Origin of the sequence: Microlunatus soli, assembly GCF_900105385.1 — a bacterium.
Classification (GTDB): domain Bacteria; phylum Actinomycetota; class Actinomycetes; order Propionibacteriales; family Propionibacteriaceae; genus Microlunatus; species Microlunatus soli.
The window spans coordinates 1,737,559-1,751,275 of sequence record NZ_LT629772.1 but is presented as its reverse complement, the minus strand read 5'-3'; the positions used below and the strand labels follow the sequence as shown (position 1 = coordinate 1,751,275).

At 67.8% G+C, this 13,717-nt stretch carries 13 protein-coding genes, 1 pseudogene and 1 riboswitch; of the genes and pseudogenes, 10 read left to right on the top strand and 4 right to left on the bottom strand.

Annotation, left to right across the window (positions count from 1 at the left end):
* Positions 1 to 197 precede the first annotated feature (197 nt).
* The 5 genes from BLU38_RS08175 (at position 198) to BLU38_RS08155 (ending at position 3,752) form a co-directional block, all read left to right on the top strand.
* Positions 198 to 881 (top strand): alpha/beta fold hydrolase, encoded by a 684-nt coding sequence (locus BLU38_RS08175; RefSeq protein WP_197680041.1) that lies wholly within the window; start codon positions 198 to 200, stop codon positions 879 to 881.
* 71 nt (positions 882 to 952) lie between these two features.
* Positions 953 to 1,273, top strand: a complete 321-nt coding sequence (locus tag BLU38_RS08170) for a hypothetical protein (protein WP_157683296.1) — start codon at positions 953 to 955, stop codon at positions 1,271 to 1,273.
* Positions 1,273 to 1,620: a hypothetical protein gene (locus tag BLU38_RS08165; protein ID WP_091522747.1), complete on the top strand. Its 348-nt coding sequence runs from the start codon at positions 1,273 to 1,275 to the stop codon at positions 1,618 to 1,620. The genes BLU38_RS08170 and BLU38_RS08165 overlap by 1 nt, the downstream gene beginning before the upstream one ends.
* 177 nt (positions 1,621 to 1,797) lie before the next feature.
* Positions 1,798 to 1,907, top strand: a riboswitch (TPP riboswitch).
* A 43-nt stretch (positions 1,908 to 1,950) separates the two neighbouring features.
* A complete protein-coding gene (locus tag BLU38_RS08160; RefSeq protein ID WP_091522743.1) occupies positions 1,951 to 2,565 on the top strand; it encodes a YkoF family thiamine/hydroxymethylpyrimidine-binding protein in 615 nt (204 codons plus the stop codon).
* A 62-nt stretch (positions 2,566 to 2,627) separates the two neighbouring features.
* Positions 2,628 to 3,752, top strand: a complete 1,125-nt coding sequence (locus BLU38_RS08155) for a serine hydrolase domain-containing protein (RefSeq protein WP_091532118.1) — start codon at positions 2,628 to 2,630, stop codon at positions 3,750 to 3,752.
* Here the strand turns inward: BLU38_RS08155 and BLU38_RS31360 are convergent.
* Complete coding sequence (locus BLU38_RS31360) at positions 3,737 to 3,922, bottom strand: hypothetical protein (RefSeq protein ID WP_197680040.1); 186 nt, start codon at positions 3,920 to 3,922, stop codon at positions 3,737 to 3,739. The genes BLU38_RS08155 and BLU38_RS31360 overlap by 16 nt on opposite strands.
* A gap of 61 nt (positions 3,923 to 3,983) precedes the next feature.
* A pseudogene (locus tag BLU38_RS32300) lies at positions 3,984 to 4,652 on the bottom strand (aldo/keto reductase); the annotation flags it as partial.
* Positions 4,653 to 4,822: 170 nt separating this feature from the next.
* Between BLU38_RS32300 and BLU38_RS08145 the strand changes: the two are divergent.
* The 4 genes from BLU38_RS08145 to BLU38_RS08130 all read left to right on the top strand — a co-directional run bounded on the left by BLU38_RS08145 (position 4,823) and on the right by BLU38_RS08130 (position 10,374).
* On the top strand, positions 4,823 to 5,431 hold the full coding sequence (locus BLU38_RS08145; RefSeq protein ID WP_091522740.1) for a TetR/AcrR family transcriptional regulator: 609 nt from the start codon (positions 4,823 to 4,825) through the stop codon (positions 5,429 to 5,431).
* A 10-nt stretch (positions 5,432 to 5,441) separates the two neighbouring features.
* A complete protein-coding gene (locus tag BLU38_RS08140; protein WP_091522736.1) occupies positions 5,442 to 8,843 on the top strand; it encodes a pyruvate carboxylase in 3,402 nt (1,133 codons plus the stop codon).
* Positions 8,844 to 8,858: 15 nt separating this feature from the next.
* The gene (locus tag BLU38_RS08135; protein ID WP_091522733.1) at positions 8,859 to 9,836 is read left to right on the top strand and encodes a family 43 glycosylhydrolase; all 978 of its coding nucleotides are present in this window, start codon (positions 8,859 to 8,861) and stop codon (positions 9,834 to 9,836) included.
* Between the two features lie 151 nt (positions 9,837 to 9,987).
* Positions 9,988 to 10,374: a GreA/GreB family elongation factor gene (locus BLU38_RS08130; RefSeq protein ID WP_231920232.1), complete on the top strand. Its 387-nt coding sequence runs from the start codon at positions 9,988 to 9,990 to the stop codon at positions 10,372 to 10,374.
* Between the two features lie 32 nt (positions 10,375 to 10,406).
* On the opposite strand, the gene BLU38_RS08125 is transcribed toward BLU38_RS08130, so the two are convergent.
* Positions 10,407 to 11,378 carry an amidohydrolase family protein gene (locus BLU38_RS08125; protein ID WP_091522725.1) on the bottom strand — a complete coding sequence of 324 codons (972 nt, stop codon included), beginning with the start codon at positions 11,376 to 11,378 and terminating at the stop codon, positions 10,407 to 10,409.
* 307 nt (positions 11,379 to 11,685) lie between these two features.
* Here BLU38_RS08125 and BLU38_RS08120 point away from each other — a divergent pair, with 307 nt between their 5' ends.
* Positions 11,686 to 12,366: a rhomboid family intramembrane serine protease gene (locus BLU38_RS08120; RefSeq protein WP_157683295.1), complete on the top strand. Its 681-nt coding sequence runs from the start codon at positions 11,686 to 11,688 to the stop codon at positions 12,364 to 12,366.
* A gap of 46 nt (positions 12,367 to 12,412) precedes the next feature.
* Here the strand turns inward: BLU38_RS08120 and BLU38_RS08115 are convergent, their stop codons facing one another.
* Positions 12,413 to 13,660 carry a glycoside hydrolase family 76 protein gene (locus BLU38_RS08115; protein ID WP_091522717.1) on the bottom strand — a complete coding sequence of 416 codons (1,248 nt, stop codon included), beginning with the start codon at positions 13,658 to 13,660 and terminating at the stop codon, positions 12,413 to 12,415.
* Positions 13,661 to 13,717: the final 57 nt, after the last annotated feature.

Here is a 13,717-nt window from a genome sequence, read left to right as displayed (position 1 = left end):
GACGTTCTGCAGGAACGGCCCTGCGCGGGAGGTCTGCCCGTGTCCGTTCACCTGCCAGCCTCCACGGCGGACGCAGCGCCTAAACTCCGGTGCCGGCGACCGTCATGATCAACTTTGTGCGGCCGCCACTTCCTTCCTCGATCTCGACAACCGCGGGCGAGCGACCGCGGCGGACGGGTGCGGAATAGGCTCTGGTCGTGAAGTTCGTGATGGTGCCCGGCGGTTGGCAGGGCGGCTGGGTCTTCGACACGGTGGCGGCCGAACTCCGCGGCAACGGTCACCAGGTGGAGGCGCTGACGTTGGCCGGCCTGGGGACCGAGGGGCCGGCAGAGGTCGGCAGTCCTCCTAACCTCGACACCCATATCGATCAGGTGGCCGAGGTCATCGAAGCAGGGGGCGACTCACCACTGGCCCTGTGTGGACACAGCTACGGCGGGATGGTGATCGCCGGAGTGGCCGACCGGCTCGGGGATCGTCTCGATCAGTTGATCTTCATCGATGCCTACGTTCCCGACGACGGCGATTCCTGCTGGTCGTTGACCAGTGACGATTTTCGCGCGCAGTTCATCGCCGGCTCAGCAGCGGACGGCCGGTGGGTCGCGGTGCCCGACGGGCTCGACCCACGGGCCAGGCCGCACCCGCTCGCCTCGTTCGTCCAGACGGTCCGGCTGGCCGGTGATGCGGGACCGCTGCCGAACAGGACCTTCATCAGCGGTGGCGCGTGGCCGGGGAGCCCGTTCGTCTCCTTGGCCGAACGATTACGTCACGATCCCGGATGGCGAGTCCTGGAGATCCCGGTCGGGCACAACATCGCACGGCGGGATCCACACCGCCTTGCCGGTGCGCTGCACGACCTGGCTTCGGCCGATCACGGGCGGTGAGTCCGCGTACCTGATACCAGGTCCAGAAAATCCGCGAGCCTTCGGACCGTCGGGAGGCTAGGGTGGCCGCGATGGTCGAATTTCGGATACCGGCCGCGGAGTTCCTGTCCGCTGCAGTCATCGTCATCTGCTTCGTCATCGCCGTGGTCATGATCAACATGCAGGCGATGGGCAGAGCCCGGACGTTCGGCGTTCTGGGTGTCGCGCTGCTGTTCGCGAGCATGATCATCGCCGCCCTGAACGGATCCCTCGGCAGTGCCTACGGGACGGGTTCGCTGGTGTACGGCGTCGGTGCCGTGCTGGTCGCCGCAACCGCCGCTGGCGGGTTGATCCTGCTCGCCCTGGCCGTGATCCGAGCCGACAAGGCGAGGACGAGGACAGGTGATCGCTGATGACTCCCGGTCCGATCGTCGCCGGCGTCCTCGTGGTCATCGGGCTGCTGCTGGCCCTCTGGCTGTTCATCGGCCGGGCCGACGGGCGGGGCCGGGTGACCGGAAGCATCGGCTCGGTGCTGCTGGCCCTCGGTGTGTTCAGCCGGTTGGCCTACCAGAGCTTGGCCGAGCGGCTGCTCGGGACCGCCGACGACAGCGTCATCGTGTCGATCCTGGCCGGTGAGATCGCCGCCGGCGCGTTGCTGACCGGCGTCGGCCTGATCCTGCTCGCGCGAGCGGTCGTCATCGCTGGCTGGCCGCCGAAGGTTTCCAGACGCAAGGACGCACCGGTCCGCAGCACGTCCTAGTGTGGTGAGTCGTTGATCCGGCACCCTATTCGAACGCCCGAAGCGGCGATCTGCTGCGTTGTCGTCGGCTGACATGCCCCAGCATGCGCACCTGCTCCGCCTCTGCAGCTCACCATTTCAGCCTCCGACTCCTCGCACGACCTTCGGACGCGGGATACCAGTCGGTGCTGTTAGGTTGATCATGAGCACGGGAGCCCGCCACAGGAGGGGCTGAGAGGGAGCATTCGACTCCGACCGTTGAACCTGATCTGGATGATGCCAGCGAAGGAAGCGAACTTGGCTCGGGCACGGTGCCCGGTCCACCGTGCCGACGACCGGTGAGGTGGACGGATGACCGAGATCATTGACGACCCGATGCGATTCGGGGTCGGCGCCCGGGTGACGGCGGCGGTGATGACCGACCGGTACGCCGACGTCATCAGCAAGGCCTTGCAGACAACGGATCCGGGCGGACTCGTGGTGCAGATCGGTGATGTCAGCAGCTACGTCGGTGGCAGCGAGCCGGAGTTGCTGCGCTACCTGACCGACCTGGCCGCGGCGATCGCATCGACCGGCGAGCACGCGTCGCTCACCATCCAGCTGTCCCGCGGCTGCCCGGGCGAGGTGGTCTGCGACCTTCCCGGTGGCGCCGGACCGCGTCCGGTCGACGTACCGGAGGGCAGGCAGACCGGACTGTACGCCGCGGCCGAGTGGTCGCTGTATCCCTTGGCCGACGAGGTCCGGGCCGGGACCGTGCCGGACCACATGCGCGACATCTACGCCGCGATCGACCTGGCCAAGGAGAACGGGACGTTTCGGGGATCGGAGCACTTCGTGACCCGGTTGGAGGGCGATCTCGGCGCAGTGCTGGCGACGGCCGTCGCGGGCTGGGTGCTGGTCGGCAGCAGCGTGCAGCACGTGACCAGTCATCTCACGGTCTCGGTGAACAGCCCGTCCCATCGGTGACCTGAGCCCCGGTGATCGTCATCCCGTCGGCGTCCGGCGGGCGGATCTGGCAGTGTGTCGACATGGGTGAACTGCAACGCATCCTCGATCGGTCCTGCACCAGCGGACACGTTCCGGGAGCAGGCGCCCTGGTGGCGCGTGATGGCGAGATCGAGATCGCCTTTGCCGGCGAGCAGACGGTCGGCGGCCCGTTGATGTCGGAGGACACCATCGTCCGGATCGCGTCGATCACCAAGCCGATCGTCGCAGCAGCGACGATGGTGCTGATCGAACGGGGTCTGGTCGGACTCGACGACCCGATCGATCGGTGGCTCGACGAGCTCGCCGAGCCGGTGGTGCTGCGTACCCTGGACGGCCCGGTGGACGACGTGGTGCCCGCCGAGCGGCAGGTCACCGTCCGTGACCTGCTCACCTTCTCCGGCGGCCTCGGGCTGCCACAACGCTTCGATCTGCCGATCGCTCAGCTGCTCTTCGAACGGATCAGCGAGGGGCCGCCGCAGCCGCAGCAGCACCCGGCGCCGGACGAATGGTTACAGCGGGTGGCCACCGTTCCGCTGCTGCACCAGCCGGGGCAGGGATGGACCTACAACACCGGTGCCGAGCTGTTGGGCGTGCTGCTCGGGCGAGCGGCCGGCGGCACGCTGTTCGACGTCCTGACCGACACCGTGCTCGGACCGGTCGGGATGGCGGACACGGCGTTCTTCTGCACCGACGTCGAACGGATCGCCTCGCTCTACCAGCACACCGACGACGGGCTGGAGTTGATCGATCCGCCCGACGGGCAGTGGGCGGCCGAACCGCCGTTTCTCAGCGGTGGCGGTGGCCTGCTGTCGACCGTCCGCGACTGGTACGCCTTCGGCGCGATGTTGCTGGCCGGCGGTGAGCACGACGGACATCAGGTGCTCACCGAGGACTCGGTACGGCAGATGACGTCGGCCCACGTCGATGGCGGGCCGAAGCATCTCTTCCTGGACGGTCAGGGCTGGGGCTTCGGCGGCGGGGTCGACCTGCGGACCACCCATCCGTGGAACGTCCCGGGTCGCTATGGCTGGGTCGGTGGCACCGGGACCGCCGGCTACCTGATCCCGTCCACCGGGACCGTCGTTGTCTGGATGTGCCAGGTCCAACTCGGCGGCCCCGACGACACCCGCTCGATGGCCGACGTGCTGACCTACGCCGCGCGCTGACCGGGCCGTGCCCGCGCCGGCGGCTTCGTGGCCCGGTCGGCAGCCTCGTTCAGCGCAGCCAACTCGTCGGCATCGAGCCGCAGGCGCATCGCGGAGGCAGATTCGGCGGCCTGGGCCGGCTTCGAGGCACCCGGCACGCAGACCACGGTGTCGCCGTAGTTGGTGATCACCCCAGGCCAGCGCGACCTGCCCCGGACGGACGCCGTGCGCGTCGGCGATCGCGGTCAGTTCCTTGATCAACGGCTCCGACCGGCGCACCATCCGGTCACCGCCGATCATGGTCCGCCGGATCAGCGGCAGCGCCCGCAGCGCCGCCGGGTCGGCATGGAACCGGCCGGTCAGGATGCCCTGCCGCAACGGTGCGTAGCCGATCAACGTGATCCCCAGACGACGCGCCGTGGCGAGCACGCCGTTGGTCTCGATGTCTCGATGCAGCAGGTTGATCTGCACCTGGTTGCTGGCCACCACCAGTCCGTGCGAACGGGCCCTGGCCTGGGCGCGCTCCAACTGGCGGGCGTTGAAGTTGCTGACACCGATGGCAGCGATCCGGCCGGAGCCGACCAACGCGGCCATCGCGTCGATCTGCGCGTCGACGCCGGAGAAGCTGACCGGAAAATGGATCTGATGCAGGTCGAGCGGATATCCCTGCAGGGCGTCCAGCCGGCCGCCGATGGTCCGGCCGATGCTCGCCGCGGTCCGCCCGACCGGAGTCCACTTGCTGGCGATCCGAACGCTCCCGGACCGGACACCCAGCTCGGTCAGTGCCGTGCTGAGCGCGCGCTCGGACTGCCCCCTGCCGTACATCTCGGCGGTGTCGAACCAGTCGACACCGTTGTCCAGGGCGGTGCGGACGATCTCGGTCGCGGTCTGCTGCGGAATCACCGGGAACACCTGCTCCATCACGCCACGGCCGCCCATCTGCATGCAGCCCAACCCGATCGCGGAGACCTCGATCCCGGTCCGGCCGAGCTGTCGCCTGCTCTCCATGATGGTTCTCTCCTGTCGGCGAATGAGACAGTGATGTCTTATTCAGAAGCATAGTCGTCTCCGTCCAGCGTTAGGGTGTGGCCATGAGGACGACACCGGAGCCCGCCGTCCGCAGTGGTGTTCGGGCGGCGATCCTGAACACTGCGGCCGCCGTGATCGCCGAACGGGGCGACGCGGCCAGCATGGCCGAGATCGCTGCCACCGCCGGCGTCGGCCGGGCGACCCTCTATCGCTACTTCCCCAGCCGGGAGCAGTTGCTGCAGGGCATGACGGTGGCCGCGATGGAAGAGCTGGCCGGCAATATCGCCGCGGCCGAACTCGAGACCGTCGACGTACCCGAAGCACTGGCCCGGCTGAGCCGCGCGTTCCTGGCGGCAGCCACCCGGTATGCCGCCCTGGTCCACCTGCGGGACCGGCATCTGACCAAGCCGGCCGAGCTGGAGGAACGCATTGCCCGACCGGTACTCGACGTCCTCCGCAGGGGCATCGCCGACGGTTCGCTGCGTTCCGATGTGCCGCTGGAGTTGCAGTTCACGGTGCTGACCGGGCTGTACGAGAAGGTGATGCGCCTGGTGCTCAGCGGCGAGTTGCAGGCCGAACGGGCCAGCAGCCTGGTTACCAGCGTCTTCCTGGACGGCGCCGGTGTCAGCAGTGTGGGACGCGAGTTCGGTCCGACAGCCGGGAACCGTTAGATTCCTGGCTATGTTCGCCAAGGTCTTGGTTGCCAATCGCGGGGAAATCGCTGTCCGGGCATTCCGTGCTGCCGTCGAGTTGGGGGCGCACACCGTTGCCGTCTACCCGTACGAGGATCGCAATGCGGTGCATCGGATCAAGGCGGACGAGGCCTACCTGATCGGGGAGCGCGGCCATCCGGTCCGGGCCTACCTGGACGTCGACTCGATCGTCCAGGCAGCGGTCGCCTGCGGCGCCGACGCGGTCTACCCGGGGTACGGGTTCCTGAGCGAGAACCCCGATCTCGCGCGCGCCTGCGACGAGGCCGGGATCACCTTCGTCGGCCCACCCGCCGACGTCCTGGAACTGGCCGGCAACAAGGTGCGGGCGATCGCCGCCGCTCGCGAGGCGGGCATCCCGACGTTGCAGTCCACCGAGCCGTCGACCGATGTCGAGGCGTTGGTCGCCGGAGCGGAGGAGATCGGCTTCCCGGTCTTCGTCAAGGCCGTCGCCGGTGGCGGTGGCCGCGGCATGCGCCAGGTCAACGAGGCGTCCGAGCTGCGGGACGCGCTGGACCAGGCGATGCGAGAGGCCGACAGCGCCTTCGGCGACGCGACCGTCTTCATCGAGCAGGCCGTCACCGCTCCGCGGCACATCGAGGTCCAGGTGCTGGCCGACGGGCAGGGCAACACCATCCACCTCTTCGAGCGGGACTGCTCGCTGCAGCGTCGGCATCAGAAGGTCATCGAGATGGCCCCGGCGCCGCACATCAGCGACGAACTGCGCGCCGCGCTGACCGCCGACGCGGTGAAGTTCGCCGAATCGCTGAACTACTCCTGTGCCGGCACGGTGGAATTCCTGGTCGAGACCGAGGGGCCGCGTGCTGGTCAGCACGTGTTCATCGAGATGAACCCGCGAATCCAGGTCGAGCACACCGTCACCGAGGAGATCACCGGCGTCGACCTGGTCCAGGCGCAGCTCCGGATCGCCTCCGGTGAGACACTCGATGATCTTGATCTGCACCAGGAGCAGATCAAGATCACCGGCGCCGCTCTACAGTGCCGGATCACCACCGAGGACCCCGCCAACGGCTTCCGGCCGGACACCGGCACCATCACCGCCTATCGGTCGGCCGGCGGTGCCGGCGTGCGATTGGACGGCGGCACCGCCGATACCGGCGCCGAGGTCAGCGCGCACTTCGACTCGATGCTGGTCAAGCTGACCTGCCGCGGTCGCGATTTCAGCACCGCTATCGCTCGTGCGAAGCGGGCGTTGGCGGAGTTCCGGATCCGCGGCGTCAGCACCAACATTCCTTTCTTGCAAGCAGTTCTGGAGGATCCGGAGTTCCTCGCCGGGAACATCACCACGCATTTCATCGAACGGCGCCCGGAGCTGCTGAACGCCCGGACGCCGGGGGACCGCGGCACCAAGCTGCTGCGCTACCTCGCGGAGGTGACGGTCAACAAACCGCACGGCGATCGGCCGACGGTGTTGGATCCGGGGGACAAGCGACCGACCGGAATCGATCTTGGTCAACCGTCGCCTGCCGGATCACGGCAGCGGCTTCTTGATCTTGGTCCGCAGCAGTTCGCTGCTGATCTTCGTTCTCGGACCAGGGTCGAGGTCACCGACACCACCTTCCGCGATGCCCACCAATCGTTGCTGGCCACCCGGGTGCGGACCAAGGATCTGCTCCGGATCGCGCCGTACGTCGGCCGGATGCTGCCCGAGTTGTTCTCCGTCGAATGCTGGGGCGGTGCGACCTACGATGTCGCGCTGCGCTTCCTGCACGAGGATCCGTGGGACCGGCTCGCCGCGCTGCGCTACAACATGCCAGGGCTTGCGTTGCAGATGCTGCTCCGCGGGCGGAACACCGTGGGCTACACGCCGTACCCGACGAAGGTGACCCGCGCCTTCGTCCAGCAGGCTGCCGAAACCGGGGTGGACATCTTCCGGATCTTCGACGCGCTGAACGATGTCGAACAGATGCGGCCGGCGATCGAAGCCGTACTGGAGACCAACAGCACCGTGGCCGAGGTCGCGCTGTGCTACACCAGCGATCTGAGTGATCCCGACGAGAAGACCTACACGCTGGACTACTACCTGCGACTGGCCGAACAGGCGGTCCAGGCCGGTGCGCACATCCTGGCGATCAAGGACATGGCCGGACTGTTGCGACCGCCGGCTGCGGCCAAGCTGGTCGGTGCCCTGCGGGAGAACTTCGACCTGCCCGTGCACCTGCACACCCACGACACCGCCGGTGGTCAGATCGGCACTCTGCTGTCCGCCGTCGAGGCCGGCGTCGACGCCGTCGACGTGGCCAGCGCGCCGATGTCGGCGACCACCAGCCAGCCGCCGGCTTCGGCGCTGGTCGCCGCGCTCGCGCACACCGAACGGGAGACCGGTCTCGACCTTCGTGCGGTGATGGACCTGGAGCCGTATTGGGAGGCGGTGCGGCGGATCTACGCGCCCTTCGAGTCGGGGCTGCCGAGCCCCACCGGCCGCGTTTATGATCATGAGATTCCCGGCGGTCAGCTGTCCAATCTGCGGCAACAGGCGATCGCTCTCGGCCTGGGCGAGAAGTTCGAACAGATCGAGGCGATGTATGCAGCAGCCGACAAGATCGTCGGCCGGCCGACCAAGGTGACGCCGTCGTCGAAGGTGGTCGGTGATCTGGCCCTGCACCTGGTTGCCGTCGGCGCCGACCCGGCCGACTTCGAAGCCAACCCGAACAAGTACGACATCCCCGACTCGGTGATCGGCTTCCTGGCCGGTGAGCTGGGTACGCCGTCGGGCGGCTGGCCGGAGCCGTTCCGGACCAAGGCGCTGGCCGGTCGGACCGTACCGGTCCGTGAGGAAACCCTGGAGCCGGCCGACGAGAAGGCGCTCGACGAGGGCGGCCGGACCGCGCAGCAGACCCTGAATCGGCTGCTCTTCCCCGGTCCGACCAAGGATTTCGAGGCCGGCTACGAGACCTACGGCGACATCAACCGGTTGGACACCGCGGACTTCCTCTACGGCCTGCAGCAGGAGACCGAGCATGTCGCCCGGATCGGTCGCGGCGTCAGCGTGATCCTCGGCCTGGAAGCGATCGGCGAGGCCGACGAGCGCGGCCTGCGGACCGTGATGTGTACCTTGAACGGCCAACTACGTCCGATCCGGGTCCGGGACAATTCGATCAAGGTCGACATCAAGGCCGCCGAACGAGCCGACACCGGAAATCCGGGTCACGTCCCGGCGCCGTTCTCCGGCGTGGTCAGCCTGAAGGTCGCCGAGGGTGACACGGTCGAAGCCGGAGCCACCATCGCCACCATCGAGGCGATGAAGATGGAGGCAGCGATCACCGCGCCGAAGGCCGGCACCGTCCAGCGGCTGGCGATCGGCGGTGTGCAACAGGTCGAGGGCGGCGACCTGGTGCTGGTCCTCGACTGAGCGCGGGCCGTGATCATGGAACACAACAGACCCGGCGATCCAGTCCACCCGGCCTTGATCGGGGACCCCTGGGCTGATCGGGAACGCATCGGTGCGCCGTTCAGCAAGGATCCGTCGGTGGTGCGGCTGGGGGATCGTTATCTGCTGTACGTGTCGTTGCCGCCGGACCAGTCCTGCCCGCAGCCGCAGGGAAATCAGCCGGGCGAGGCCGGATGGACGTCGGCGGTCGCGGTCAGCGACGATCTGATCAGCTGGCAGTTGGTCGCAGACATCGGGCCGTTCGGTGACTACGACGCCAACGGCACCGCGGCACCTGGCGCCGTCGTCATCGATGGCCAGGTCCATCTGTTCTTCCAGACCTACGGCAACGGCCGGGACGACGCGATCTGCCATGCGGTCAGCGACGACGGCATCAGCTTCACCGCCAATCCGGCGAATCCGGTTTTCGCCCCGACCGGCGACTGGACCTGCGGTCGGGCGATCGATGCCGATGTCGTCCGCGCCGGCGACCGGCTGCTGTTGGCCTGGGCCACCCGGGATCCGCAGATGGAGGTGCAGATGGTCGGCACCGCCTGGGCACCGATCGACAGCTCGTTCGGCCCGGACAGCTGGACCCAGCTCAGCGTCGACGGTCCGGCGCTGCGCCCCGAGTTGGACTGGGAACGGGACTGCATCGAGGCACCGGCCCTGCATTGGGACGGCGAACGCTTCACCATGTTCTACGCCGGCGGCTACAACAACGAGCCGCAGCAGATCGGCTGGGCGACCAGCACCGACGGCATCGATTGGGTCCGCGGCACCGAGCAGCCGTTCATCGCCAACGGCGCGCCCGGCAGCTGGAACAGCTCCGAGAGCGGCCATCCGGGTCTTTTCACCGATCACGACGGCAGCAGTTTCCTGTTCTTCCAGGGCAATGCCGATCACGGTCGGACTTGGGAGATCGCAGCCACCCGGATCGGCTGGACGGCGGCGGGGCCGGAGTTGCTGGGCTGAGATCCACGCCGCGCGGCGCACGGTCCGATGCGTTGATTCAGCAGTATTCGCTCTGCTCTGTACGATAGGAACTTCACCCTCAGCAGGTCGGCCACTCCGGCGGACCGCGCGAACCCAGGGAAGGTGAGGTATGGCGACGGATTCGGTGTGGATGACCCAAACCGCTCGGCAGCGGTTGGAGGACGAGCTCGCGACGTTGGAGCAGGCCCCGGCGGGCTCCGCGACGGACGGAGCCCGCGCACAGGAACTTCGCCGACTGCTGCGGACCGTCGAGGTCGACCGCAAACCCGACGACGGACTGGTCGAGCCGGGGATGCAGGTCACCGTCCGCTTCGGACAGGACAGCGACCAGGTGACCTTCCTGGTCGGTGACCGGGAGATGATGGGACTCGACCCCGACCTCGACCTGGACGTCTACTCGCCGACCTCGCCGATGGGTGCCGCGATCACCGGCAAGTCCGTGGGCGACACGGTCAGTTACCAGGCGCCGAACGGCGAGCAGCAGGTGACCATCGTGCAGGCTCAGCCGTTCGGCTGAGTCACAACCGACCGCCGACCGGCCCGTCACCTTCACGCGGTCGGTCGGCGGCCCTCGTACAAGGCTCGGGCGTTGCCGGCCAGGATGTCGTGGATGTCGATGTCCGGTAGTGGTGCTGCCCTGATGTAGTCGAAGGCGCGAACGTACTTGTCGTGTTGGAAGTACGGGTGATCCGATCCTGCCAGGATGCGATCGCTGCCGAAGGTGTTCCGGGTCAGGACCAGTGACGGCGTGTGGAAGTTGGCTGCGTCGAACCACATCGCGCGCAACGTCTGCACCGGGGATGCCGGAAAGGCGTTCCAGTCGGCGTAGTTGTCCTCGATGCGTTGGGCGAGGAACGGCAGGTCGCCGCCCAGATGAGCGATGTGGAACCTGATCCGCGGGTAGCGGCCCGGGATGTCGGCCTTGAGCAGCTGCAGGGTTGCCGTCGCATCCTCCACCGGGGCACCGTTGACCCACTCCAGCCGGGGCTCGGTGATCATCGGCGAGAACGCGCCGAACCCGGTGGGATGGATGTTGACCACGGCCGCGTGATCATCGAGCGCTGCACATACCGGATCGAGCCGGGGCGAGGCGATCGACGTGGCGTCGGGAAGGGTGGTGGTGATCGACACCCCGACCGCAGGCGTCCGGGCGAACAGGCGACAGATCTCGCTGACCGACTGGTCGATGTGGGGCAGCGGCGGTGCGCCGTACACATCGAACCTGCCCGGGTATCGTCCAGCGATGTCGATGTACTCGTCGTTGATCATCCGGGCCGTTGCCTGGCTGGACGCAGGGTCCGGCCCGGCCGGGACCTGCGGCGTCGGTGCAATGACCTGAGTGGCGACCCCGGCACGGTCCATCCAGAGCAGCCGCTGGGCGATGTCGTGATCAGTACTGTCCGCGTCGAGGCCGCGGGCGATCGCGGTGGTCGCGGGGTTGATGCCGATCTGTTCGAGCCGATCCAGATACCAGGTCGGGTAGATGTGCGCGTGGGTGTCGATCGCCGCAGGCTGGTCCATCGGGCTGGCTCCTGATTTCCTCGGTGACGAGGTCCGAAACCGCGATCGTACCGACCGACGGGCCGACCAGGTACCTACGACGATGGACACAGCGATCGAGCGACGCCGATGCCTTGCCCGGTTGATCGTTGTCCGGGAGCCCCGTGCCGCAGCCGCGACGAAAGTCGGGTGATGAACCACCGAACTGCCGATGTGCGACCACTGCCCCGAGCCCGATGATCGGACCATGATCAGAACCACATCTCCGACCGCTGCCGGACCTAGCGCTCGCGCCGGAATCCTCCGTCGCTGCCCGACGACCGTCGTCGTGACCGCACTGACCGCCGTCGTGAGCATCCCGGCGCTGTTCGTCCCGAGCATCGTGACCGCGTTGCAGCAGGATCCGGGGCTGATCCGACACGGGCAGTGGTGGCGGCTGATCACCCCGATGCTCGTCCAGGGGTACGGGATCGGCCAGTTCGTCTTCAACCTTGCCGGCATCGTGCTGGCCGGATCAGCGGTGGAACGTCGGACCGGACCGCTGAGGTGGTTGACGATCTACCTGATCGCCGGTGTCGTCTCGATCGCGGTGACGTCGGCGATCTTTCCCGATCGGGTCGACTCGGGTTCGTCGGCGGCGGTCGCCGGGCTGATCGGTGCACTTGTCGTCACGACGGCGATCCGGCGCGAGTCACCGCCGCTGCCGGCGCTGCTGTACACCGTGTTCTTCGCGGCCTACCTCAGCGGACTGGCGCTGGCCGGCCCGGTCGTCGGAGCGGTCGCCGGCAGTGCCGGTGTCGCGGCGATCGGCCTGGCGCGGCGCGTCACATCCCGGTCGGCTCTGCGTCTCGGTGCAGCCGCGGTCGTGATCACGGCGACCGCCGCGATGCTGGCCGTCGGTGATGTGCACGGCATCGGCCTGCTCACCGGCATGATCATCGCCGCCGCGCTGTCGGCTCTCGTCGACCGGCGGCCGTCGGCCGCGGAAGACCGCCCACGGGGACGATGATCGGGACGGCCGACCTGTCGGGTGTCGTGTTGGAGGTGCGGTCGGGTCAGGTCAGGCGGGAGTAGTCCTGCTGCTTCCACGCCAGCATGCCCTCGATCCGGACCATCGCGGCCTGATGCAGCAGCGGCACCGGTTCCTCGAAGGTGTACAGCCCGCTGTCCGGGGCGCGGTAGCGCCGGTACGCCTCGTCGGCGTACCAGGCCAGGGCCTGCCGGTAACGAGGATCCGGTGCGATCACCGACAGTTGCAGCAGGTTGGCGAAGAAGATCGCGTGGAACTCCGCCGGCTGGCTGAAGTAGCGCTCATCCTCGGCATAGAACGCCAGCGCTGCCGCCGCGGTGTCCTTGGCCTGTTGGAGATAACGATCGTCCCGGGTCGCTCGGTAGAGCAGCGCACCGGCGCCGATCATGACGCCCTGGTTGTACGACCATTGGGTCTTTTCGATCACACCGGCGAGGTTGACGTGGTCCCAGTAGAGGCCGTTCGGCGCCAGCATGTAGCTGCGGGTCCACTCATACATCTTCAGCGACCAGTCCAGATAGGACTGCTGCCCGGTCTCCAGATAGAGCCGGAGTCCGACCTCGGCACCGGGTGCGTTGGACACCGTGTTCCGGTCGTTGCTCCAACTGGCCTGGGTCCAGAAAACGCCACCGGGGCAGGGATGTGAGCTGTCGTCGTCCCAGCCGAAGACGATCAGATCGAAGATCTCGGCGGCCCGACGCAGCGCAACGCTGTCGCCGTGCGGGCTCATGTTGTGCCGCAGCAGGAAGGACAACGCGATCCACTCGTTGTCGTCGTAGAACTTGTCGCCGCCCTGGCCGAGCGGCGGACGCAGATAGGAGTCGTAGCCCGTCGGCGTGGTCTCGCTGTTCCAATAGGCCTCGAGCGCGTCGAACCGGCTGCTGACGGCCGACGCATACTGCCGGCCGACACCGGGGATACCGGCCAGCACCTGGGTGCCGACCACGGCCTGGGAGAAGGGCCACACGTAGGACCAGGGATTGCCGTCGGTCTGCGGCGTGTGTTCGCGATAGAGACCGGTCTCGGGGTCGTAGAGATGATCCTGCAGCGCGGAGTAGGCCTGGCCGGCGCGCACCAGATGGGACGGCAGGTCGTCGTCGGCCCGAGCGACCGGCGTCGAACGCCAGCCGGCAGCGACCGCGGCGGTTGCTGCCAGTCCTCCGGTCAGTGCAGTGCGGCGGCTGAGCCTCGGTGTGGCGGTCGCCGAACCCTCAGCTGATGCTGGGCCGGCAGCAGATTGTGGGCGAGCAGGGATGGCGGGGCGATGCGTCATTGCATGTCTCCTCAGGCGTCCTGGGTCGGCGGAAACGTTTCCCGGACCCGTAGCATA

Bases quoted from the DNA above. Each gene is read 5' to 3' on its own strand.
- BLU38_RS08155 (WP_091532118.1), top strand. From the start codon at position 2,628: ATGGGTGAACTGCAACGCATCCTCGATCGGTCCTGCACCAGCGGACAC.
- BLU38_RS08125 (WP_091522725.1), bottom strand. From the start codon at position 11,378: ATGGACCAGCCTGCGGCGATCGACACCCACGCGCACATCTACCCGACC.
- BLU38_RS08135 (WP_091522733.1), top strand. From the start codon at position 8,859: ATGGAACACAACAGACCCGGCGATCCAGTCCACCCGGCCTTGATCGGG.
- BLU38_RS08130 (WP_231920232.1), top strand. From the start codon at position 9,988: ATGACCCAAACCGCTCGGCAGCGGTTGGAGGACGAGCTCGCGACGTTG.
- BLU38_RS08115 (WP_091522717.1), bottom strand. From the start codon at position 13,660: ATGACGCATCGCCCCGCCATCCCTGCTCGCCCACAATCTGCTGCCGGC.
- BLU38_RS08170 (WP_157683296.1), top strand. From the start codon at position 953: ATGGTCGAATTTCGGATACCGGCCGCGGAGTTCCTGTCCGCTGCAGTC.
- BLU38_RS08160 (WP_091522743.1), top strand. From the start codon at position 1,951: ATGACCGAGATCATTGACGACCCGATGCGATTCGGGGTCGGCGCCCGG.
- BLU38_RS08140 (WP_091522736.1), top strand. From the start codon at position 5,442: ATGTTCGCCAAGGTCTTGGTTGCCAATCGCGGGGAAATCGCTGTCCGG.
- BLU38_RS08145 (WP_091522740.1), top strand. From the start codon at position 4,823: ATGAGGACGACACCGGAGCCCGCCGTCCGCAGTGGTGTTCGGGCGGCG.
- BLU38_RS08165 (WP_091522747.1), top strand. From the start codon at position 1,273: ATGACTCCCGGTCCGATCGTCGCCGGCGTCCTCGTGGTCATCGGGCTG.